At 44.8% G+C, this 22,630-nt stretch carries 18 protein-coding genes, 3 tRNA genes and 2 rRNA genes; 8 read left to right on the forward strand and 15 right to left on the reverse strand.

Annotation, left to right across the window (positions count from 1 at the left end):
- Nucleotides 1-116: 116 nt before the first annotated feature.
- The 5 genes from GFB47_RS11245 to GFB47_RS11265 all read right to left on the reverse strand — a co-directional run bounded on the left by GFB47_RS11245 (nt 117) and on the right by GFB47_RS11265 (nt 5,327).
- Nucleotides 117-3,006, reverse strand: a 23S ribosomal RNA gene (locus tag GFB47_RS11245).
- Between the two features lie 360 nt (nt 3,007-3,366).
- Nucleotides 3,367-3,442 (reverse strand) — tRNA-Val (locus tag GFB47_RS11250).
- A gap of 42 nt (nt 3,443-3,484) precedes the next feature.
- Nucleotides 3,485-3,560 (reverse strand) — tRNA-Lys (locus tag GFB47_RS11255).
- A gap of 33 nt (nt 3,561-3,593) precedes the next feature.
- Nucleotides 3,594-3,669: transfer RNA gene (locus GFB47_RS11260), tRNA-Glu, on the reverse strand.
- Nucleotides 3,670-3,784: 115 nt separating this feature from the next.
- A 16S ribosomal RNA gene (locus GFB47_RS11265) occupies nt 3,785-5,327 on the reverse strand.
- The 16S and 23S rRNA genes sit together here with 3 tRNA genes alongside, the layout of an rRNA operon.
- 570 nt (nt 5,328-5,897) lie before the next feature.
- Between GFB47_RS11265 and GFB47_RS11270 the strand changes: the two genes are divergently transcribed.
- Nucleotides 5,898-6,437, forward strand: a complete 540-nt coding sequence (locus GFB47_RS11270) for a gamma carbonic anhydrase family protein (RefSeq protein WP_153448040.1) — start codon at nt 5,898-5,900, stop codon at nt 6,435-6,437.
- A 78-nt stretch (nt 6,438-6,515) separates the two neighbouring features.
- On the opposite strand, the gene GFB47_RS11275 is transcribed toward GFB47_RS11270, so the two are convergent.
- The 4 genes from GFB47_RS11275 to GFB47_RS11290 are packed head-to-tail and all read right to left on the reverse strand — an operon-like array spanning nt 6,516 to nt 9,128.
- Complete coding sequence (locus GFB47_RS11275; RefSeq protein ID WP_407701680.1) at nt 6,516-6,779, reverse strand: DUF1488 family protein; 264 nt, start codon at nt 6,777-6,779, stop codon at nt 6,516-6,518.
- Between the two features lie 9 nt (nt 6,780-6,788).
- Complete coding sequence (aroE, locus tag GFB47_RS11280) at nt 6,789-7,616, reverse strand: shikimate dehydrogenase (RefSeq protein WP_153448041.1); 828 nt, start codon at nt 7,614-7,616, stop codon at nt 6,789-6,791.
- 50 nt (nt 7,617-7,666) lie between these two features.
- A complete protein-coding gene (gene hemF / locus GFB47_RS11285; RefSeq protein ID WP_153448042.1) occupies nt 7,667-8,569 on the reverse strand; it encodes an oxygen-dependent coproporphyrinogen oxidase in 903 nt (300 codons plus the stop codon).
- 1 nt (nt 8,570) lies between these two features.
- A complete protein-coding gene (locus tag GFB47_RS11290) occupies nt 8,571-9,128 on the reverse strand; it encodes a Sua5/YciO/YrdC/YwlC family protein (protein WP_153448043.1) in 558 nt (185 codons plus the stop codon).
- A gap of 193 nt (nt 9,129-9,321) precedes the next feature.
- Between GFB47_RS11290 and purE the strand changes: the two genes are divergently transcribed.
- Entirely contained in the window at nt 9,322-9,807 is a 486-nt protein-coding gene (gene purE, locus GFB47_RS11295; RefSeq protein ID WP_153448044.1) for a 5-(carboxyamino)imidazole ribonucleotide mutase, read from the forward strand.
- 4 nt (nt 9,808-9,811) lie between these two features.
- The gene (locus tag GFB47_RS11300) at nt 9,812-10,948 is read left to right on the forward strand and encodes a 5-(carboxyamino)imidazole ribonucleotide synthase (protein WP_153448045.1); all 1,137 of its coding nucleotides are present in this window, start codon (nt 9,812-9,814) and stop codon (nt 10,946-10,948) included.
- Nucleotides 10,949-11,466: 518 nt separating this feature from the next.
- On the opposite strand, the gene GFB47_RS11305 is transcribed toward GFB47_RS11300, so the two are convergent.
- Genes GFB47_RS11305 through GFB47_RS11320 form a run of 4 tightly spaced genes read right to left on the reverse strand, consistent with a single transcriptional unit; the run spans nt 11,467 to nt 14,920 of the window.
- Nucleotides 11,467-12,093 (reverse strand): DNA topoisomerase family protein, encoded by a 627-nt coding sequence (locus tag GFB47_RS11305; RefSeq protein WP_153448046.1) that lies wholly within the window; start codon nt 12,091-12,093, stop codon nt 11,467-11,469.
- A 56-nt stretch (nt 12,094-12,149) separates the two neighbouring features.
- On the reverse strand, nt 12,150-12,620 hold the full coding sequence (locus GFB47_RS11310; protein WP_153448047.1) for a DUF494 family protein: 471 nt from the start codon (nt 12,618-12,620) through the stop codon (nt 12,150-12,152).
- 24 nt (nt 12,621-12,644) lie between these two features.
- Entirely contained in the window at nt 12,645-13,787 is a 1,143-nt protein-coding gene (gene dprA / locus GFB47_RS11315) for a DNA-processing protein DprA (RefSeq protein ID WP_153448048.1), read from the reverse strand.
- Nucleotides 13,787-14,920: a LysM peptidoglycan-binding domain-containing protein gene (locus GFB47_RS11320; protein WP_153448231.1), complete on the reverse strand. Its 1,134-nt coding sequence runs from the start codon at nt 14,918-14,920 to the stop codon at nt 13,787-13,789. The genes dprA and GFB47_RS11320 overlap by 1 nt, the downstream gene beginning before the upstream one ends.
- A gap of 143 nt (nt 14,921-15,063) precedes the next feature.
- Here GFB47_RS11320 and def point away from each other — a divergent pair, with 143 nt between their 5' ends.
- From def to GFB47_RS11345, 5 genes are all read left to right on the forward strand, one after another.
- Nucleotides 15,064-15,579: a peptide deformylase gene (gene def, locus GFB47_RS11325; RefSeq protein WP_153448049.1), complete on the forward strand. Its 516-nt coding sequence runs from the start codon at nt 15,064-15,066 to the stop codon at nt 15,577-15,579.
- A 35-nt stretch (nt 15,580-15,614) separates the two neighbouring features.
- Nucleotides 15,615-16,598 carry a methionyl-tRNA formyltransferase gene (fmt, locus tag GFB47_RS11330; protein ID WP_153448050.1) on the forward strand — a complete coding sequence of 328 codons (984 nt, stop codon included), beginning with the start codon at nt 15,615-15,617 and terminating at the stop codon, nt 16,596-16,598.
- A gap of 89 nt (nt 16,599-16,687) precedes the next feature.
- Nucleotides 16,688-17,965: a 16S rRNA (cytosine(967)-C(5))-methyltransferase RsmB gene (rsmB, locus tag GFB47_RS11335; protein ID WP_153448051.1), complete on the forward strand. Its 1,278-nt coding sequence runs from the start codon at nt 16,688-16,690 to the stop codon at nt 17,963-17,965.
- A 66-nt stretch (nt 17,966-18,031) separates the two neighbouring features.
- The gene (trkA, locus tag GFB47_RS11340; protein WP_153448052.1) at nt 18,032-19,408 is read left to right on the forward strand and encodes a Trk system potassium transporter TrkA; all 1,377 of its coding nucleotides are present in this window, start codon (nt 18,032-18,034) and stop codon (nt 19,406-19,408) included.
- An 18-nt stretch (nt 19,409-19,426) separates the two neighbouring features.
- A complete protein-coding gene (locus GFB47_RS11345; protein ID WP_153448053.1) occupies nt 19,427-20,872 on the forward strand; it encodes a TrkH family potassium uptake protein in 1,446 nt (481 codons plus the stop codon).
- 83 nt (nt 20,873-20,955) lie between these two features.
- On the opposite strand, the gene trhA is transcribed toward GFB47_RS11345, so the two are convergent.
- Nucleotides 20,956-21,600 carry a PAQR family membrane homeostasis protein TrhA gene (trhA, locus tag GFB47_RS11350; RefSeq protein ID WP_153448054.1) on the reverse strand — a complete coding sequence of 215 codons (645 nt, stop codon included), beginning with the start codon at nt 21,598-21,600 and terminating at the stop codon, nt 20,956-20,958.
- A gap of 147 nt (nt 21,601-21,747) precedes the next feature.
- Nucleotides 21,748-22,533: a sporulation protein gene (locus tag GFB47_RS11355; protein ID WP_153448055.1), complete on the reverse strand. Its 786-nt coding sequence runs from the start codon at nt 22,531-22,533 to the stop codon at nt 21,748-21,750.
- Nucleotides 22,534-22,630: the final 97 nt, after the last annotated feature.

Consider the following 22,630-nt stretch of genomic DNA (forward strand, 5'->3'; position numbering starts at 1 on the left):
AGACGATTTCGTCTTAACTAATTCGGAAAGCTGCTTTGCTAATTCGTTCTCACACAAATTCAAGTATCTATTCGTATCTTCTATTAAATCCAACAACAAAACCCTTTAGGTGTTGTATGGTTAAGCCTCACGGGCAATTAGTACAGGTTAGCTCAATGCCTCGCAGCACTTACACACCCTGCCTATCAACGTTCTAGTCTCGAACAACCCTTTAGGACGCTTAAAGCGCCAGGGAAGACTCATCTCAGGGCTCGCTTCGTGCTTAGATGCTTTCAGCACTTATCGATTCCGAACTTAGCTACCGGGCAATGCCATTGGCATGACAACCCGAACACCAGTGGTTCGTCCACTCCGGTCCTCTCGTACTAGGAGCAGCCCCCTTCAATCTTCCAACGCCCACGGCAGATAGGGACCGAACTGTCTCACGACGTTCTAAACCCAGCTCGCGTACCACTTTAAATGGCGAACAGCCATACCCTTGGGACCGACTTCAGCCCCAGGATGTGATGAGCCGACATCGAGGTGCCAAACACCGCCGTCGATATGAACTCTTGGGCGGTATCAGCCTGTTATCCCCGGAGTACCTTTTATCCGTTGAGCGATGGCCCTTCCATTCAGAACCACCGGATCACTATGACCTGCTTTCGCACCTGCTCGAATTGTCATTCTCGCAGTCAAGCGGGCTTATGCCATTGCACTAACCACACGATGTCCAACCGTGTTTAGCCCACCTTCGTGCTCCTCCGTTACTCTTTGGGAGGAGACCGCCCCAGTCAAACTACCCACCAGGCACTGTCCACAATCCCGATTAGGGACCTATGTTAGAACATCAAAACTACAAGGGTGGTATTTCAAGGACGACTCCACATCATCTAGCGACAATGCTTCAAAGTCTCCCACCTATCCTACACATGTAGGTTCAATGTTCAGTGCCAAGCTGTAGTAAAGGTTCACGGGGTCTTTCCGTCTAGCCGCGGGTACACTGCATCTTCACAGCGATTTCAATTTCACTGAGTCTCGGGTGGAGACAGCGTGGCCATCATTACGCCATTCGTGCAGGTCGGAACTTACCCGACAAGGAATTTCGCTACCTTAGGACCGTTATAGTTACGGCCGCCGTTTACCGGGGCTTCGATCAAGAGCTTCGACCGAAGTCTAACCCCATCAATTAACCTTCCGGCACCGGGCAGGCGTCACACCGTATACGTCATCTTACGATTTTGCACAGTGCTGTGTTTTTAATAAACAGTTGCAGCCACCTGGTATCTGCGACTCCCGTCAGCTTAGAGAGCAAGTCTCATCACCAACAGGAGCGTACCTTCTCCCGAAGTTACGGTACCATTTTGCCTAGTTCCTTCACCCGAGTTCTCTCAAGCGCCTTGGTATTCTCTACCCGACCACCTGTGTCGGTTTGGGGTACGATTTCTTATAAACTGAAGCTTAGAGGCTTTTCCTGGAAGTATGGCATCAATGACTTCATCACCGTAGTGACTCGACATCGTGTCTCAGCCTAACAATTTCCCGGATTTACCTAAGAAATTAGCCTACGCACTTGAACCTGGACAACCATCGCCAGGCCCACCTAGCCTTCTCCGTCCCCCCATCGCATTTATAAGAAGTACGGGAATATTAACCCGTTTCCCATCGACTACGCTTTTCAGCCTCGCCTTAGGGGTCGACTTACCCTGCCCCGATTAACGTTGGACAGGAACCCTTGGTCTTCCGGCGAGGGAGTTTTTCACTCCCTTTATCGTTACTCATGTCAGCATTCGCACTTCTGATACCTCCAGCAAACTTCTCAGTTCACCTTCAACGGCTTACAGAACGCTCCCCTACCCAGCATAATAAATTATGCTGCCGCAGCTTCGGTGTATAGCTTAGCCCCGTTACATCTTCCGCGCAGGCCGACTCGACCAGTGAGCTATTACGCTTTCTTTAAATGATGGCTGCTTCTAAGCCAACATCCTGGCTGTCTGAGCCTTCCCACATCGTTTCCCACTTAGCTATACTTTGGGACCTTAGCTGGCGGTCTGGGTTGTTTCCCTCTCCACGACGGACGTTAGCACCCGCCGTGTGTCTCCCGGATATTACTTACTGGTATTCGGAGTTTGCAAAGGGTTGGTAAGTCGGGATGACCCCCTAGCCTTAACAGTGCTCTACCCCCAGTAGTATTCGTCCGAGGCGCTACCTAAATAGCTTTCGGGGAGAACCAGCTATCTCCAGGTTTGATTGGCCTTTCACCCCTAGCCACAAGTCATCCGCTAATTTTTCAACATTAGTCGGTTCGGTCCTCCAATTGATGTTACTCAATCTTCAACCTGCCCATGGCTAGATCACCTGGTTTCGGGTCTAATCCTAGCAACTATTCGCCCAGTTAAGACTCGGTTTCCCTACGGCTCCCCTAAACGGTTAACCTTGCTACTAAAATTAAGTCGCTGACCCATTATACAAAAGGTACGCAGTCACACCACGAAGGTGCTCCTACTGCTTGTACGTACACGGTTTCAGGTTCTATTTCACTCCCCTCACAGGGGTTCTTTTCGCCTTTCCCTCACGGTACTGGTTCACTATCGGTCAGTCAGGAGTATTTAGCCTTGGAGGATGGTCCCCCCATATTCAAACAGGATATCACGTGTCCCGCCTTACTCGTTTTCACTTAGTATGATGTGTCGGTTACGGGGCTATCACCCTGTATCGCGGCACTTTCCAGAGCCTTCACCTGCATCATATAAAGCTTAAGGGCTAATCCAATTTCGCTCGCCGCTACTTTCGGAATCTCGGTTGATTTCTCTTCCTCCGGGTACTTAGATGTTTCAGTTCCCCGGGTTCGCCTTATTAACCTATGTATTCAGTTAATAATACGTGCTTATGCACGTGGGTTTCCCCATTCGGAAATCGTAGACTCAAGTGGCTTTTACTGCCTTATCTACGCTTATCGCAAGTTAATACGTCCTTCATCGCCTCTGACTGCCTAGGCATCCACCGTGTACGCTTATTCACTTAACCATACAACCCAAAAGGGTCTTATGTATGTTCAACTAAATAAGGTTTAGTTTTTTGTTTATTCAAGAGGGTAATCTTGAATAAACGATTTGCCGGACTCAATAGAACAAACCATAAATGGTTTGTAGAATACAAGACACTTGAATGTGTGTTGTTACTCATCACTTGCAAGCAAGCAATAAGATTTGAGAACTTTTATTTTGAACAAATAACCTTGGTTATTTATTCAGTCAGCTTTCCAAATTGTTAAAGAGCAAAGAGTTATTGTTTTTACAAACGTAACACTTTTTAAAGGCTTTCAGCGACAAGAAATCCCATTCAATAAAAATTGAATGCGAAACATCATAGAAAACACTTAAAGAGTGGTGGGCGATACCGGGCTCGAACCAGTGACCCCCTGCTTGTAAGGCAGGTGCTCTCCCAACTGAGCTAATCGCCCACATTTTTTTCTCACCTAAAGTAAGCATTCCCGTGGAAGGAATGGTGGGTCGTGCAGGATTCGAACCTGCGACCAATTGATTAAAAGTCAACTGCTCTACCAGCTGAGCTAACGACCCATTTTACTACTCTCTTAATCAAAAGGAGAGAAGTGGTATCCCGTAGGGGAGTCGAACCCCTGTTACCGCCGTGAAAGGGCGGTGTCCTAGGCCTCTAGACGAACGGGACACAGGATTTTTATTCATTTCTGAATAAAATGCGAAAGCATATGGGATGCTTTCAAACTCTTTTCTTTTCTAAACCTAATCAATCTGTGTGGGTACTCATCAAAATAATCTTTTCGTAAGGAGGTGATCCAGCCCCAGGTTCCCCTAGGGCTACCTTGTTACGACTTCACCCCAGTCATGAACCACAAAGTGGTAAGCGTCCTCCCCGAAAGGTTAAACTACCTACTTCTTTTGCAGCCCACTCCCATGGTGTGACGGGCGGTGTGTACAAGGCCCGGGAACGTATTCACCGTGGCATTCTGATCCACGATTACTAGCGATTCCGACTTCATGGAGTCGAGTTGCAGACTCCAATCCGGACTACGACGCACTTTTTGGGATTCGCTCACTATCGCTAGCTTGCTGCCCTCTGTATGCGCCATTGTAGCACGTGTGTAGCCCTACTCGTAAGGGCCATGATGACTTGACGTCGTCCCCACCTTCCTCCGGTTTATCACCGGCAGTCTCCCTGGAGTTCCCGACATTACTCGCTGGCAAACAAGGATAAGGGTTGCGCTCGTTGCGGGACTTAACCCAACATTTCACAACACGAGCTGACGACAGCCATGCAGCACCTGTCTTACAGTTCCCGAAGGCACATCAGCGTCTCCGCCGACTTCTGTAGATGTCAAGAGTAGGTAAGGTTCTTCGCGTTGCATCGAATTAAACCACATGCTCCACCGCTTGTGCGGGCCCCCGTCAATTCATTTGAGTTTTAATCTTGCGACCGTACTCCCCAGGCGGTCTACTTAACGCGTTAGCTCCGAAAGCCACGGCTCAAGGCCACAACCTCCAAGTAGACATCGTTTACGGCGTGGACTACCGGGGTATCTAATCCCGTTTGCTCCCCACGCTTTCGCATCTGAGTGTCAGTATCTGTCCAGGGGGCCGCCTTCGCCACTGGTATTCCTTCAGATCTCTACGCATTTCACCGCTACACCTGAAATTCTACCCCCCTCTACAGTACTCTAGTTTGCCAGTTTCAAATGACCTTCCGAGGTTGAGCCCCGGGCTTTCACATCTGACTTAACAAACCACCTGCATGCGCTTTACGCCCAGTAATTCCGATTAACGCTCGCACCCTCCGTATTACCGCGGCTGCTGGCACGGAGTTAGCCGGTGCTTCTTCTGTTGCTAACGTCAAGCTACGCAGCTATTAACTACGCAACCTTCCTCACAACTGAAAGTACTTTACAACCCGAAGGCCTTCTTCATACACGCGGCATGGCTGCATCAGGCTTTCGCCCATTGTGCAATATTCCCCACTGCTGCCTCCCGTAGGAGTCTGGGCCGTGTCTCAGTCCCAGTGTGGCTGATCATCCTCTCAGACCAGCTAGGGATCGTCGCCTTGGTGAGCCATTACCTCACCAACTAGCTAATCCCACATAGGCGTATCCTAACGCGCGAGGCCCGAAGGTCCCCCGCTTTGCTCCGAAAAGATTATGCGGTATTAACAGTCGTTTCCAACTGGTATCCCCCACATCAGGGCAACTTCCTATGCATTACTCACCCGTCCGCCGCTCGTCAGCAGATAGCAAGCTATCTCTGTTACCGCTCGACTTGCATGTGTTAGGCCTGCCGCCAGCGTTCAATCTGAGCCATGATCAAACTCTTCAATTTAAGATTTTGATTCCCTTAATTAAAAGGGAGTGACTCAACGAATACTGACTTCAAAACTAATCTTTATCCGAAGATAAAGTGTAATTTTAAAGCTATCATCATTCCAACAGAATGATGATGAATTGACTGTGCCGAACAATAAATTGTTCAATTTGGTCACTCAGTTCATTGAAATCATTTTTGCTTCCTAAGAAGCTTTATTGATTATCATCAACGAGTGCCCACACAGATTGATAGGTTTAAATTGTTAAAGAGCAACTGTTCGTGCGACTTGCGTCTCGTCGAACAGGGCGGCCATTTTAACGATTTGATTGAGCGTGTCAAACACTTTCTTCAATCTTTTTTCGTTAACCTCTTTGAGAAGGTTATGACCTCTGACTCGTTGCGGCCGTTAGGCTGTGTGCTCCGTGTCAGTGAGGTCGCATTATAGAGATCACCGTCACATTGGCAAGGGCTTTTTTCTACTTTTTTTGACTTTTTTGATCGTTTGGTTGGTTTTTCAGCAAAAACGGCTATTAAGGTTAGTTTTCATGCTATTTTCCCCTTGTTATTACCAACTAAGGAGTCGAGATGAATAATATTCGCAGCTTTAAAGGAATTAAACCCCAGCTAGAAACGGGTGTTTATGTTGATGAGACTTCAATTTTAGTTGGAGAAATCACAATTGGGCAAGATTCAAGTGTTTGGCCATTAGTTGCCGCACGTGGTGATGTTAATCATATTCACATCGGCCAACGGACCAATGTACAAGATGGTAGCATTTTGCATGTCACTCATAAAAATGACGACAACCCACACGGCTTTCCTCTTATTATTGGTAACAATGTCACCATTGGGCACAAAGTAATGCTGCATGGTTGCACTATTCATGATCGTGTTTTAGTTGGTATGGGGTCGATTATTCTCGATGGTGCCATCATTGAATCGGATGTCGTCATTGGAGCCGGCAGCTTAGTGCCTCCCAATAAGCGATTAGAGAGTGGTTACCTTTATATAGGCAGCCCTGTTAAGCAAGCTCGCGCCTTATCAGCTCAAGAAAGCGCATTTTTATTAAAATCAGCCGATAACTATGTTGCCACTAAAAATGACTACCTCAATGACATAAAATAGTCATACCAATGCCATAAATTTAATGATCGTTCAAAATTGATCAAATACTAAATGGAATTGGTAATCAATTTGCATTCTTTAGCCTAGTTCGATTTCTCCTGCTAGGTTAAACAATTCTTCTTCTATTGCTTGTTCAGCTAAATCTTCTAAATCAAAACGCAATGAATCAAATACGGATAACACCTGCGCGGAATCGACTTTATAACCAATTAGCTGAGATAGCTTTTCAATAGAGACAATGCATTCGATCAATTGTCCCGCTTGTTGAGCAGGAAAACTCACCACTTGACGCTCAGGATGCCAAGTTTGGAGATCGGCAAATAATATATTCTGGTTCATCATTTATTCCATTTAACAGGCGAGATTCTTACGCAGCTCGCGTAATACTTGTCGTACACTCGGTCTTAAAGCACGCCATAACATAAAACTTTCTGCCGCCTGACCCACTAACATCCCCAAACCATCATAAGCATGAGTGACACCATTGTGTTTTGCCCAATCATTGAAGTGGGTTTTGCCTGCTCCATAGCTCATATCATAGCTAACGCTTTGTGGGCTAAAAATAGCCGAACTGATTTCAGGCAAACCGCCCGCTAACCCTGCCGAGGTTGAGTTGATAATAATATCAAACGAGCAATCAATCTCTTCCATAGGTTTTGCTACCACATTGCCGTACTCACTAAAGGTTTTTGCAAGTTGCTGTGCTTTTTCCAAGGTGCGATTAACAATGACTATTTGCTCTGGGCTTTGATCGAGTAAAGGCTTTAATACCCCTCTTGCCGCCCCACCCGCGCCAAGTAACAATATTTTGGCACCTTGCAATTGAGCTTGATATTGAAGCAAGTCTTGTACTAGCCCTTCACCATCGGTGTTATCACCAATAATTTGTCCATCATCTAGCTTCTTTAATGTATTCACCGCTTGAGCTAATTGCGCCCGCTCCGTTAATCTGTCGGCAAACTTAAAGGCATCCAACTTAAACGGTGCGGTCACATTACAACCACGCCCTCCTTGTGAAAAAAAGGTGGTCGCAGCTAATTGAAAGCCATCTGCCGGCGCTTCAATAATGCCGTATTCCATTGGTTGATTGGTTTGGCGTGCAAATAGAGTATGGATAAAGGGGGATTTACTGTGTTTGATTGGGTTACCAAACACGGCATATTGATCAAGTTGGCTCATATTGGCGATATCCTTGTCTAGCTAATAAATAATAACGGCACCGCTATTTATCACCAATCCCTTGGTTGTAAATAGTGTTGGTATAAATCGTCTTCTGCTGATTGTGTTTGCGGTGAATAGTCGTATTCCCAGCGCGCTAATGGTGGCATCGACATTAGAATAGACTCGGTACGCCCACCACTTTGTAATCCAAATAAAGTGCCCCGGTCATAAACTAAGTTAAATTCAACGTAACGTCCGCGACGATACAATTGGAACTGGCGCTCACGATCACTATATTGATGATCTTTTCTTTTATCGACAATAGGAAGATAAGCTTGAGTAAAACCATTACCGACGGCTTGCATATAGGCAAAACTGCGTTCAAAGCCTAACTGATTAAAGTCATCGAAGAATAATCCTCCCACTCCACGAGTCTCGTTACGATGAGGCAAAAAGAAATAACGATCACACCATGCTTTATGCTGGCTATACATATCATCGCCAAAAGGAGCACAAATTGCCTTTGCGGTATCATGCCAATGCTGACAGTCCTGCTCAAAAGGATAAAACGGCGTTAAATCAAACCCACCACCAAACCACCAGATAGGGGCTTCACCTTCTTTTTCCGCAATAAAGAAGCGTACATTCGCATGTGAGGTTGGGATATAAGGATTTTTAGGATGTAAAACTAATGACACCCCCAGAGCTTCAAACTTGCGTCCCGCTAACTCTGGTCGATGTGCAGTAGCAGAAGCGGGCATCTTATCGCCAAACACATGCGAGAAATTTACCCCTCCTTGTTCAAATACTTTCCCATCTTTGAGTACGCGGCTGCGACCCCCCCCGCCTAATTCACGTTGCCAAGCATCTTCAACAAAAGATTGACCATCTACCCACTCTAATTGCTGACAAATAGAATCTTGCAGTTGCATCAAAAATGTCTTTACCGCGTGTTTATTAACCTGTTCCATCCTATCCCACTCTTAATATGTTGCCGGTGATCGCATCTCTGATTTCCGTTGGTTGAGTTCGACCACCGGTTTTCCCCGCTAAAATGGCCGTTAAATATTGCCCTAGCTGTTGTTCAACTTCTTCGGTGGTTCGACATGGATCTAAACCGGTTAAATTGGCGCTGGTTGAGGTCAACGGTTTACCAAACGCTAAGCACAGTTTTTGCACTTGCGGATGGTCAGTAACCCGCACTGCAATCGAGTTAAATTGACCAGTAAGATGAGAAGAAACGTTAGGCTTAACCGGAACGACCCAAGTTACCGCCCCAGGCCAAGTCGCCAACATAGTTTGACGCTGCATTTCGGTTAATTGCTCTTCATCTATATAAGGTAAGAGTTGTTGATAATTAGCCGCAATTAATATCAACCCTTTTTCAATTGGACGTTGCTTCAACGCTAATAGTTTATCAATTGCTGCATTATTATCAGGATCGCACCCAACCCCGAAAACCCCTTCGGTTGGGTAGGCAATCACGTCACCTTTATTGAGTGTTTCAATCACTCGCGCAAAATTATCCAACCGATCGTCCTTTTCTGCTCATTAGCAATACATAAAGTGTTTAACCATAGACTAAATGATTTTCACCTCTAAATGCTACTCTAGAATGAAATACCTGACGCAAACGTTTTCCTTGGGGTGATTTCTCCGTATAATACGACCACGTTTGTTTTTCATATTGTCTCGCAACCAAGAAGTACAACAGGAGTATTCGATGAAAGTTGGAATTATCATGGGTTCTAAGTCCGATTGGCCAACCATGAAATTGGCGGCTGAAATGTTAGACCGCTTTAATGTCCCTTATGAAACAAAAGTGGTTTCTGCTCACCGAACTCCTCATCTACTCAGCGAATATGCAGAAAGCGCCAAAGCACGCGGATTAAAAGTGATTATTGCGGGTGCCGGTGGTGCCGCTCACCTTCCAGGCATGACCGCCGCCTTTACCAGCCTTCCAGTGTTAGGGGTTCCGGTTCAATCTCGCGCGCTTTCTGGTGTTGATTCTTTATATTCGATTGTACAAATGCCAAAAGGTATTGCGGTTGGCACCTTGGCGATTGGTGAAGCAGGCGCAGCCAATGCCGGTATTTTAGCGGCGCAGATCATTGGTATCCACGATCAAGCGGTAATGGCTGAAGTAGAAGCTTTCCGTAAAGAACAAACCGATACTGTACTCGCCAATCCAAATCCAGCAGAGGATTAATCCAATGGCAGATAAGCACGTTTTAGTTTTAGGTGCTGGCCAATTGGCTCGCATGATGTCTTTAGCGGGTGCGCCACTTAATATCGATGTTTCAGCGTTTGATGTTGGCAGTGAAAAGATTGTTCACCCGCTCACCCAAAATGTCATTGGTCATGGGCTCAATAATGCCATTGCCAAAGCCGATGTGATCACCGCTGAATTTGAACACATCCCCCACTCTATTTTAGATATTTGCCAACAAAGCGGTAAATTTCGACCAACAACCCAAGCGATTAAAGCCGGTGGTGATCGTCGCATTGAAAAGCAATTGTTAGACAATGCTAATGTCGCCAATGCCAAATATGCCATCATAACCAATCGCAGCGAGTTCGATGATGCTATTACTTATGTCGGTTTGCCTATGGTATTGAAAACCGCACTAGGTGGTTACGATGGCAAAGGACAATGGCGTTTAAAAGAGACGACAGATATTGATGCTACTTGGCATGAAATGCAGCAAAGCTTAACCGCAACCAAACATCAAGCGATTGTGGCTGAAGAATTTGTTCCGTTTCAGCGTGAAGTATCATTGGTCGGGGCTCGTCGCGCCAATGGTGAGATTGCCGTTTACCCATTAGCCGAGAATGTTCATGTCGATGGCGTGTTAAGTTTATCCACTGCGATTGATGAGCCTAAACTGCAACAACAAGCGCAGCAGATGTTCAGTGCGATTGCACAGCAACTAGATTACGTTGGGGTATTGGCGATTGAGTTCTTTGATTTAGATGGCACATTATTGGTCAATGAAATTGCCCCACGGGTGCACAATTCAGGTCACTGGACTCAACAAGGCGCAGAAGTGTGTCAATTTGAAAACCATTTGCGAGCTGTGTGCGATATGCCACTGGGGAGCACTCAAGCGATCCGCCACGCCGCGATGATCAATATTTTAGGTCAAGATTCGCTACCGAAAGAAGTGCTGGCAATGCCAAATTGTCATATTCACTGGTATGGCAAAGAAAAGCGTACCGGGCGTAAAATGGGTCACATTAATGTATGTGGCAACAGTCATGCTGAATTATGCCAAGCATTAAAAACCTTAATTAAGGTATTAGATGAAGCTCAATTTCCACAACTCAAACAGCATATCAACCAGTTGTGAGTTTAAGGTGATTCAAGCTATACCGTTTCAAGATGATATTTTCTAAGCATATTATTCATGGAGAAAAGTGTCAAAAGTGCATGGATGCACTTTTCCAAGTGCCCACGGATGGTTTAAACGCTTTTTCGGAATGGATAATAGGGTTAGGAAGCTTGCTAGGGGCTGTTGATCTTTCGTGGTTGTTTTTGCTGCGAATTACTGGGTTTTTATACAAGAAAGAGGCTTTGTGGTGTAGCTGGCTACACGAAAAGCCGATGACGAAGTAGAAAAGACCAACAAACGCAGCCCGAAAGGTTCGGCTAAAAGCCTTTTACTCTTCGTTAAGTCTCATTTACTTAGAATAACTAGGCTTCAATCGACTTGCCTCGATTTAAAGGCTTTTATCTCGAACAAAATTTAATCACGAAAGATCAACAGCCCCTAGTATTAACACTCAAAATATAAAAGCTTAAAGACCCACTTAATTAAAGTGGGTCTTTTTTATTTTATCGAATTTAAGTTTGTTGTTGCTATTAGAATTACGATTGCTGATGCTGACACTTACGATTAGCGCACAGAATTTTAACCCCTGAAGCGAGTTTTTTTTCCACCAGCAAAGGAAAGCCACATTGCTCACAACTGCCGATCACAGGCGGTAAATTGATCGAGAATTTGCATTTCGGATAAGCATTACAAGCATAAAAGCTTTTACCATAGCGAGATTGGCGTTCCACCAAATTGCCTGCATCTTTGGCCGTCGCGTGGCTTTGCAAACATTCAGGACACGGAATATTGGCTTGAGGCGCTTGATTAGGCTCGGATTGATCCATCGAAGCAATATGATGACACTGCGGAAACCGACTGCACCCAATAAACATACCATAGCGACCTTGACGCAACACCAACTCACCTTGCAAGGCGGCATCTTCTTTCTGGGCACATTCAGGGCAAGCAACCCCTAATTCTTTAACAATATGGCCATCATTTTGATGCAATGGCCGAATGTAGTCACATTGTGGATATTGTTTACAACCAAGAAAAGGACCATGCTTACCATGACGCAAGTGCAATTCGCCTTGCAGGGTATCGCCACATTGTGGGCATACCTCGTGCTCTAACCCATGCTCATGATTAGAAAATAGTTGCGTGTCGATTTTACTACTCATACTTAACTCAAGATAATTAATATTGCAGTGATGTGATAAGTGCATGAATGAAGAGTTTAATGAAGAACACCTTGTTCAGAAGATGCCAGTAGTTCTTCCATTTGCGTGTACGCACTTTCATTACCGGGTACGTTAAACAACACCATTAAGATCACCCACTTCAGGTCATCTAAAATAAATTCTTGCGTCTCTAACCCCATCACCCGATCGATAACCATTTCACGCGTTTCTGTGGTTAACACTTTGACTTGCTCGAGGAACAAGATAAAGCCTCGGCAAATAACATCAATACGTAACATTTCTTCAGGCGTGTAAATACGGATCGATAACGCTGAACTAGTAGCGATTTTCGCGCCATCTGCTTGCTGCAGTGCCGCTAAGCCCTCTAACCAATGTAGCGCTTTATAAATTTCTTGTTGGTGAAACCCTGCGCGTAGTAACTCATCTTCAAGTTCATCTTGATCGATAGTTAAGTCTGCATCGCTATGAATATAGGTTTCAAACAAATACATCAGAATGTCCATCATAGCTTTACCCTCCGCTTACAGAACTTATTTGGGTCTACTATTAAGGATATAACCCCCAGGGACAGATGCAACATAACCACTCAATTCGAGCTCCAGTATTTGCATCATCACTTCGTGTACTGGTATATGGGTCCTTTGAGCCAAAATATCAACTGGGGTTGGTTCATTTCCTACGTTAGCTAACAGTTCGGCAAATGGCAATGATCCGCTGAGAGTATTTTCGCAGGAGCTTTCCTTTTCAATCTCAAAAGCAAAGCTTGGTTGCGTCGGGGTCGTTATGATAGATGACCGGTCTAGTTGTGGTTGGATTTCATCAATAATATCTTGCGCTGAACACACTAAACTCGCGCCCTGTTGGATCAATCCATTACTGCCAGCGTGACCGGCTTGATAAATCGATCCTGGTAAGGCAAACACCTCTCGATTTTGCTCTAACGCATAACGAGCAGTGATAAGCGAACCACTACGCTCCGCCGCCTCCACCACTAACACCCCAAGTGATAAACCGCTGACAATACGGTTACGACGAGGAAAGTATTCAGCGCGAGGCTTGGTATCAGGCCGAAACTCTGACACCAAAGCGCCTTCGGATTCTAAAATGCGTTGCGCTAAACCTTTATGACGCGCGGGATAGATTTGGTCAACACCAGAACCCAGCACCGCAACCGTCTCTCCCTTGGCTTGCAATGCACCATCGTGAGCATGACCATCAATGCCTAATGCTAAGCCACTGGTCACCGTCAAGCCATGCTCAGCTAATTGGTACCCAAACTCACGCGCAGCGCGCAAGCCATCCATACTGGCATTACGACTACCAACCATTGCGATTTGTGGATGAATTAACGCATCAATATTACCTTTGACGAATAATACCGGCGGGTGAGAGGACATTTGTAGCAATAACGGAGGGTAAGTCTGATCAAGCGGAGTGATAATATGATTACCTTGCGCTTGATACCAAGTGAGGCAAGCATCAACCTCGGGGTGAGATTGCTGTTGAATAAATTGGATTTGAGCGGGCTTTAATTTTAAATTTTGTAATTCGAGCGTATTGTACGCCACAATATTCTCTGGTGAATCTATCCTCAATAGGCGAGACAAACTGACCCCGCCTAATTGAGGTGTAAAACTTAAAATCAACCATGCTGCCAGTTGAGATTCAGTCATTACGATGGATAGTTAACCGTTGTATCATCATTATTTTTATTCACTATCGGTAATGCAGACGGATCATTGGCAGCAGGCGAAACCGCAATGCTATCTTCTTTGATCGGCTCATCACTTTGAGTAATTAACGCCAAACTAAATTTAGCATAAGGACGAATAACCACCATTTCACCTATGGTCACAGGCGGTAAATCAATGCGCTTACCACTATTAAAGAACTTACCATCTTCATAGTAATACTCACCTTTTTTGCCATATACCACCGAGCCAAATTTAGCCAAATTGAACATGCTACCTTGCACTAAGCCATCATCACTGCCGCGGTCAATGATCACAACTTGATTGACAGACATAAAGGCATGGTTATCCATTGAACCTTTAACGTTAGCCACTAAACCCACAGGGGCTGGTGTTGGCTCAAATACAGTCGATAGAGTTAAATCCTCACCAAAAACTGGCAATGCAATATCATTAAGCTTTATTTCTTGATACTGCTTAGTCACTTGCAAACCGCTGTACTTAGCTGATTTTTCTTTTAATTCAGCGTCTGCCACAATGCGCAAAGAGAAGGCACTCGCTTTTACATCATCACCACTACGATCATATTCTTCCACGATGCGATAGATAGACCATTTTTCATTGGTGGCACTAGCATCGATATAAATACGCTCATTGGCACTTAAGAACTTACGCCCCTCACTGGTGCCTAGCACTCGGGTGGCAACTTGCTTATCGTCTTCCGTTAATAATTGATCAGACTTTAAATAAGGAACAACGAGCCCATCTTTTAAGGCAGAAATAGCAACTTTGTCTTGTTTGCGTACTTGAGGGCCAATTTTTTTCATTGGTTTTAAGCTTAATAACGGCTGACCATTCACCCAAGTCAGAGTCAATTTGTCACCAGGGTAAATCAAGTGAGGGTTATTAATATCTGGATTGACTTGCCACAATCTTGGCCACAACCATGGACTATCTAAAAATAACTCGGAAATATCCCATAAAGTATCCCCTTTTTTCACAGTGTAAGTTTGTGGTGCCCCTTCTTTTAATGACAGCGGTTTTTGGGTGGTTGTGGCGGCAACCACAGAGAAGCTAACCACGATAAAAGCAAATAATTGAAGTATAAAACGCATAGTTTTTGGCATGACCCTTCTTTCCTTGGTCGAAATATTGTCCCTTAATGTCATTCGATGCTGTCATTTAGCTTGTAAAATGTCTAGAATTGCACCCATAAGGTTTAAGCTGTTTTCGGCACAGTTCAATATTTCGAGTGTATATGTCTGTATTACAAGTGTTAACATTCCCAGATGATCGCCTTCGCACCGTTGCGAAGCCGGTTGAAAAAGTCACCCCAGAGCTGCAAACGTTCATCGATGACATGATTGAAACCATGTATGTTGAAGAGGGTATCGGCCTTGCGGCAACTCAAGTTGATTTTCATCAGCGTATTGTGGTGATCGATGTTTCTGATGAACGCGATCAACCTATGGTGCTTATCAATCCAGAAATTATCGCCAAAAGCGGTGACGATGGCATTGAAGAAGGCTGCCTATCGGTTCCTGGCGCGCGCGGTTTAGTGCCACGCTCGGCGGAAGTCACGGTAAAAGCATTAAATCGCGAAGGTGAAGAATTCACTTTTGAAGCGGATGATTTATTAGCGATTTGTGTTCAACATGAACTTGACCATTTAAAAGGTAAGTTATTTGTTGATTATCTCTCGCCATTAAAGCGTAAGCGTATTCAAGATAAGCTCACTAAAATAAAACGCTTTAACGAGAAACAAGATAAGTAACCACAGCACGACCAATTAATAAAAGGAACACTAGCTTGAGTCAGTCTTTAAGAATTGTCTTTGCAGGTACTCCGGATTTCGCCGCCCGTCACTTGGCGGCGTTGTTGTCTTCGGAGCATGAGATTATTGGGGTTTATACCCAGCCAGATCGCCCAGCCGGTCGTGGTAAAAAACTAACGGCCAGCCCAGTAAAATCGCTCGCGCTAGAGCATGATATTACAGTGCTGCAACCAGAAAACTTTAAATCTGATGATGCCAAGCAACAACTAAAAGATCTCAATGCCGATTTAATGGTCGTAGTCGCTTATGGCTTATTGCTCCCTCAAGTGGTGTTAGATACCCCACGTTTAGGTTGCATTAACGTCCATGGTTCTATTTTGCCACGTTGGCGCGGTGCGGCTCCAATCCAGCGTTCTATTTGGGCTGGTGATGAGCAAACCGGCGTGACCATTATGCAAATGGATCTTGGCCTCGATACTGGCGATATGCTGTCCGTTGCCACTTTGCCAATTGAAGATACCGATACCAGTGCTTCCATGTACGACAAGTTAGCTCAGTTAGGGCCAACCGCCTTAATAGATTGCTTAAGCGATATTGCTACTGGTCAAATTTCGCCAATAAAACAAAATGATGAGCACGCAAATTACGCTAAAAAACTCAGTAAAGAAGAAGCCAAAATTAACTGGCATGATGATGCTGAACATATTGAGCGTTGCGTGCGTGCTTTTAACCCTTGGCCTATGAGTTTTTTTTCTATTGAAGAGAATGATAGTAAAGAAAATCAAGTCAAACAGCACAACATCAAGGTGTGGCAATCGCGAGTTACTGCATCAAGCGCAAATAGTCAGCACACACCAGGACAAATTATCCAAGCGGATAAAACCGGTATCTATATCGCCACAGGTAACGATGTGCTGATTTTAGAGCAACTGCAAGTGCCGGGTAAAAAAGCGATGTCAGTACAAGATATTCTTAACTCCCGAGCCAGTTGGTTTGAAGTTGGCTCACAGCTTTGTTGATTTGAACGATCAATAATGACATTTACTTAGGCGTGCTCAAAGCTATTGCGCAGCCTTCTACTCTTTTTCTATAAATTTCGGTATATCTCATGAATGTTCGCGCAGCTGCTGCTAATGCTCTATTTCAAGTTGTCGATAAAGGCCACTCACTTTCACACGCGTTACCTGCCGCTCAAAAAACCATTAAGCCGCGTGATCATGCTCTGCTACAAGAAATTTGTTACGGCGCACTACGCTACCTACCGCGTTTAGAGTCGATCGCCAATGAATTGATGGATAAACCATTAACCGGCAAAAAGCGCGTTTTCCACCACCTTATTTTGGTCGGAATTTATCAGCTTAGCTTTATGCGTATTCCTTCTCACGCCGCAGTTGCTGAAACAGTTGAAGCAACAAAAACTCTACGCGGTCCAAGCTTAAGTGGTTTGATCAATGCAGTGTTACGCAGTTATTTACGCGATCAAGAAGCGTTAGATGAAAAAGCCGTCAGCCACAATGCGGGTAAATATGGTCACCCAGGTTGGTTATTGAAATTACTGCAAGAAAGCTACCCACAACAATGGGAGCAGCTAATTGAAGCCAACAACAGCAAAGCGCCAATGTGGTTACGCGTCAACCGCAAGCACCATACGCGTGAGCAATACCTTGAACTGCTTGATAGCGAAGCGATTGAATACACCCTTCACTCTGAAGCAGATGATGCCATCAAACTGGCCTCACCTTGTGATGTCACTTTACTGCCAGGCTTTAGCCAAGGTTGGGTATCAGTACAAGATGCCGCCGCTCAATTATCAGTTAACTTCTTACAACCTCAAGATGGTGAGCTGATCTTAGATTGTTGCGCCGCACCAGGTGGTAAAACTGCGCATATTCTCGAGCATACTGAAAATACCGAAGTAGTGGCGATTGATTGCGACGTCAACCGCTTAGATCGCGTTTACGATAACCTGCAACGTCTGCAGTTACGTGCCGATGTAATTTGTGGCGATGCACGCTATCCCGAAGAGTGGTGGAGCGGCAATAAATTTGACCGTATCTTACTTGATGCTCCTTGTTCGGCGACCGGCGTTATTCGTCGTCACCCTGATATTAAATGGTTGCGTCGCGCCACCGATATTGAAGCATTGGCCGAATTACAAAGTGAAATATTTGATGCAATGTGGCGTCAACTTAAAGTCGGTGGCACCTTAGTGTATGCCACTTGCTCAATCACCCCACAAGAAAACTGTCAGCAAGTGAGTGCCTTCTTACAGCGCACCAGTGATGCGCAGTTAATTGGCTCGGAGGTTGAGAATCCAGGCCGTCAAATTCTACCGGGTGAAGAAGATATGGATGGCTTCTATTACGCGGTATTGCGCAAAGCATAAGCTTATCGCTAACAATTGATATTGATACGAGCTCAAGGTTGAGCGCAAAACAGGTAAACGCACGTTATGAAAATCATTATTCTTGGAGCTGGCCAAGTAGGCGGCACTTTAGCTGAAAACTTAGTAGGCGAAAATAACGACATCACTGTGGTCGATCGCAATACCGATCGCCTGCGTGAGCTGCAAGATAAATACGACTTACGTGTAGTTAATGGTTATGCCAGCCACCCCGACACTTTGCGCGAAGCTGGGGCGCAAGATGCCGATATGTTGGTCGCCGTCACCAACTCTGACGAAACCAATATGGCGGCTTGCCAAGTGGCGTTTACCTTATTTAATACCCCAAGCCGAATTGCTCGTATTCGTTCGCCAGAATATCTAGCCGAAAAAGATACCTTATTCCAATCAGGTGCAATTCCTGTTGATCATTTAATCGCACCGGAAGAGTTAGTGACCAGTTATATTGAACGTTTAATTCAATATCCCGGCGCTTTGCAAGTGGTCAGTTTTGCTGACAGCAAGGTAAGCTTAGTGGCGGTAAAAGCTTATTACGGTGGGCCATTGGTGGGTAACGCATTATCAGCACTGCGTGAACACATGCCACACATTGATACTCGCGTGGCGGCTATTTTCCGTCAAGGTCGTCCTATTCGTCCACAAGGCACCACCATTATTGAAGCCGATGATGAAGTATTCTTTGTGGCGGCCAGTAATCATATCCGCGCAGTGATGAGTGAACTGCAACGACTGGAGAAAAACTACCGGCGTATTATGATTGTCGGGGGCGGTAATATCGGTTCTAGCCTGGCTAAACGTTTAGAAAAAGATTACAGCGTCAAACTGATCGAGCGCAGTTATCAGCGCGCAGAACAGCTATCAGAAGAGCTTGAAAATACCATCGTATTTTGTGGTGATGCTGCCGATCAAGAATTACTTAATGAAGAAAACATCGATCAAGTGGATGTGTTTATTGCGCTCACCAATGAAGATGAAACCAATATCATGTCGGCAATGCTGGCCAAACGCTTAGGTGCCAAGAAAGTGATGGTGCTTATCCAGCGCAGTGCTTATGTCGACTTAGTGCAAGGAGGCGTGATTGATGTGGCGATTTCACCACAACAAGCCACCATTTCTGCACTCTTAACCCATGTACGTCGCGCCGATATTGTTAATGTCTCGTCTCTACGCCGCGGTGCAGCCGAAGCGATTGAAGCGATTGCTCATGGTGATGAAACCACCTCAAAAGTAGTGGGCAAAGCCATCAGTGATATCAAATTGCCACCGGGTACCACCATTGGCGCTATCGTTCGTGGCGAAGAAGTCTTAATTGCCCATGACCGGACCGTGATAGAACAAGATGATCATGTGGTGATGTTCTTAGTGGATAAAAAATACGTGTCCGATGTGGAAAGATTGTTCCAACCTAGTCCATTCTTTTTATAACAAGGCCTGAACTATACCGTGGTTAATTATCGCCCAATATTATTTGTACTCGGACTGGTGCTCTCCAAAATAGCCTTATTTATGTACATTCCAACCTTAATGGCCTTTTTTACCGGAACCGATGGTTTCATTGAATTTGGCCAAGCGGTGATCATTACTCATCTAGTCTCTCTGTTGCTACTTTCTTTAGGTCGTACCGCCAACTTTCGACTTGGGGTGCGTGATATGTTTTTACTCACCACCTTAGTCTGGACCATTGCCAGCGCCTTTGCTGCGCTGCCTTTTGTCTTTATTAACCATATCAGTTTCACCGATGCTTATTTTGAAACCATGTCAGGCATTACCACCACCGGCTCTACGGTATTGAGTGGCCTAGATGATATGGCGCCAAGCATTTTATTATGGCGCTCAACTCTGCAATGGTTAGGTGGTGTCGGATTTATTGTCATGGCGGTGGCTATTTTACCAATGCTCAATGTCGGTGGGATGAAACTGTTCCAAACTGAATCTTCTGATTGGTCGGATAAAAGCAGCCCCAGAGCAAAAAACGTCGCCAAAAATATTGTGCAAGTTTATGTCATTCTCACTTTTCTTTGCATCTTGGGCTTTTGGTATACAGGAATGGGATGGTTTGATGCCATCAACCATGCCTTCACTACCCTTTCGACTGGCGGCTATGCCACTCACGATAGTTCAATGAATAATTTCTCGCATGGCACTCATTGGGTGGCATCATTATTTATGTTCTTAGGTGGGTTACCATTTTTATTATTTATCACCGCCTTACGCAAAAGGAACCCCAAAGCCTTATTGATGGATGCCCAAGTACGAGGTTTTGCTTATTTGGTACTCACTTCTAGCTTAATCGTCGCGATTTGGATGACGCTTAAAGATCACTACAGTTTTATCGATGCAATACGAGTGGCAACGTTTAATATTATCTCGGTGGTCACCACCACTGGATTTGGTTTAGATGACTTTACCCACTGGGGAGCATTACCTTCTGTAGTGTTTGCTTCTGTGATGATCGTTGGTGCTTGCTCGGGCTCTACCGCAGGTGGGATCAAAATCTTCCGCTTCCAAATTGCCGCCACCTTATTAAACAAACAAATGATGCGTTTAATCCATCCTTCAGGGGTGTTTGTTCAACGCTATAATCAACGCCCAGTTAATGATGATATCGTACGTTCAGTGGTGGCATTTGTTTTAACCTTCTTGTTTACCATTATTTTTATTGCTGGGTGTTTAAGCGCATTGGGGCTTGATCCGATCACCAGTATTACTGGTTCAATGACGGCTGTAGCGAATGTCGGACCTGGCATGGGACCCATCATTGGCCCAAGTGGTAACTTTTCAACCTTACCGGATGCAGCAAAATGGTTATTAAGCTTTGGTATGTTGATGGGGCGTTTGGAGATTTTGACGGTGTTAGTACTGTTTTTCCCCGCTTTCTGGCGCACTTAGCTTTCCATCTTTAATATACCCATCTTTAACTATATCCACCTTACTTGAAACTGCCGCTTTGCTGACTACATTCATTCAGCGAGCTAAACCGGCTGCACATAAAAATAGATACTGATGAAATGACACACGCAACCTGCTAGTACAAATAAGTGCCAAATAGCATGGTTATACGGAATACGATTATTGGCATAAAAAATCACCCCAAGCGAATACAAAGCCCCGCCCGCCACCAGCCAAATGGTGGCGCCAATATCCAAATGAGTCACCAGTTGATAAATCACCACCAAAGATAACCAGCCCATCACTAGGTAACTGATCAAAGAAAAAGATTCAAACCGATAGACAAACATTAACTTCATGATCACGCCAAGTAGCGCAATTACCCAAATCACTGCCATCAAACCATAAGCGAGATCGGTTCTCAGCCCAACTAACAAGAATGGGGTATAACTGCCAGCAATAAGTAGATAAATAGCACTGTGATCAAAGGTTTTAAGCCAACGTTTGGCGGGAAGATATTCTATTGAATGGTATAAGGTAGAAGCTAAAAATAGCAAAATCACACTAGAGGAATAAATACTCATACTCACGAAGGTAAGCGTATCTGCATGAAAATGTGAAGCTTTTTGTAGCAGTAACACTAAGGCTGCCAAGCCAAATATCACTCCTAGGCCATGACTGAGACTATTGGCGAGTTCTTCTTGTTTGGAATATTCTAATGCTTGCATGCTACCCACCTTAACTAACAACATAATATAGGTCAGTATTCTCACACATTCAGCTTACAGGTGTAAGCTAAATGTGTCATTTTTTAATTATGCTGGTGGTTTGGTGATATTAATCTCCATCATTAGATAAACCACTAATAACGATTATTAGGTAGTTTGGTCTAAAAATGCCAACACTTTTGCCCCCGCCTCTTCTGGTGGCGTATCGGCGGATAATGTCATTTCGCGCTTAAGTTTGTTACTGCCAATAAAACTGGATAGCATACCGCCTAAACCTTGTTTTTGACGATCAACATCCAGCCAGATTTTTAATTCATTTTCATCGCGATAAGTCACAATCTCTAATTCACGCCACCGACCATGAAACTCACCATGTACAGGCACAAATTCAAACTCTTGTACAAACGGTAATTCAAAACCTTTAACGAATTCACACTCCACTTGGCGAATTCGTAGCCCTGCATTTTCGAGTGCGGTAAAGATACTATCTTCAAGCGGATCCGGGCGAATCGTCACTTCATCTTTATCGGTGGGATCGCTTGCCATCGCAATATCTAAGCCTGTTTCCAACCAAACTTTTGCATCACCCAGCGTGACCGGCGTATTCCAAGGTATATCTAACTCAACAGGGAACACTCGCTCTTGATGCGGTTCAATCGAAAAGGAATATGGTAGAGACCAAGATGCCAACACATGGGTCGCTGGCACAGTAGAATGACTGACTTCCTGACCTTCTTTGGTTTTCATTGGCTTGCGATAACGACAACATAATTTAAGATCAATATTGTCAATCGCCTGCTCTGTCGCACCACCATAGACATAAACATCTAACATCAGTTTTTGACCCGGAAAAGCGGCATCTTGTTTGAGTACCGTATCGACTTTGGCCGAACCAATCCCAAATGTGGCTAAGGTTTTCTTAAAAAAAGACATCTTCCCTCCTTGTCATTTTTCAAATTCATGTCAAATTTTTATCTATTGACTAAATTGTAATCGCTAATCGAATAATACACGTTTATACTTATCAACA

This window comes from Vibrio algicola (assembly GCF_009601765.2).
Lineage (GTDB): Bacteria > Pseudomonadota > Gammaproteobacteria > Enterobacterales > Vibrionaceae > Vibrio > Vibrio algicola.

Excerpts from the sequence above, each read along its gene's own strand:
- GFB47_RS11355 (WP_153448055.1), bottom strand. The coding sequence starts at position 22,533 with ATGTCTTTTTTTAAGAAAACCTTAGCCACATTTGGGATTGGTTCGGCC.
- def (WP_153448049.1), top strand. The coding sequence starts at position 15,064 with ATGTCTGTATTACAAGTGTTAACATTCCCAGATGATCGCCTTCGCACC.
- aroE (WP_153448041.1), bottom strand. The coding sequence starts at position 7,616 with ATGAGCCAACTTGATCAATATGCCGTGTTTGGTAACCCAATCAAACAC.
- trhA (WP_153448054.1), bottom strand. The coding sequence starts at position 21,600 with ATGCAAGCATTAGAATATTCCAAACAAGAAGAACTCGCCAATAGTCTC.
- GFB47_RS11275 (WP_407701680.1), bottom strand. The coding sequence starts at position 6,779 with ATGATGAACCAGAATATATTATTTGCCGATCTCCAAACTTGGCATCCT.
- GFB47_RS11300 (WP_153448045.1), top strand. The coding sequence starts at position 9,812 with ATGGCAGATAAGCACGTTTTAGTTTTAGGTGCTGGCCAATTGGCTCGC.
- dprA (WP_153448048.1), bottom strand. The coding sequence starts at position 13,787 with ATGACTGAATCTCAACTGGCAGCATGGTTGATTTTAAGTTTTACACCT.
- hemF (WP_153448042.1), bottom strand. The coding sequence starts at position 8,569 with ATGGAACAGGTTAATAAACACGCGGTAAAGACATTTTTGATGCAACTG.
- rsmB (WP_153448051.1), top strand. The coding sequence starts at position 16,688 with ATGAATGTTCGCGCAGCTGCTGCTAATGCTCTATTTCAAGTTGTCGAT.
- purE (WP_153448044.1), top strand. The coding sequence starts at position 9,322 with ATGAAAGTTGGAATTATCATGGGTTCTAAGTCCGATTGGCCAACCATG.
- GFB47_RS11270 (WP_153448040.1), top strand. The coding sequence starts at position 5,898 with ATGAATAATATTCGCAGCTTTAAAGGAATTAAACCCCAGCTAGAAACG.
- GFB47_RS11310 (WP_153448047.1), bottom strand. The coding sequence starts at position 12,620 with ATGATGGACATTCTGATGTATTTGTTTGAAACCTATATTCATAGCGAT.
- GFB47_RS11320 (WP_153448231.1), bottom strand. The coding sequence starts at position 14,920 with ATGCGTTTTATACTTCAATTATTTGCTTTTATCGTGGTTAGCTTCTCT.
- trkA (WP_153448052.1), top strand. The coding sequence starts at position 18,032 with ATGAAAATCATTATTCTTGGAGCTGGCCAAGTAGGCGGCACTTTAGCT.
- GFB47_RS11305 (WP_153448046.1), bottom strand. The coding sequence starts at position 12,093 with ATGAGTAGTAAAATCGACACGCAACTATTTTCTAATCATGAGCATGGG.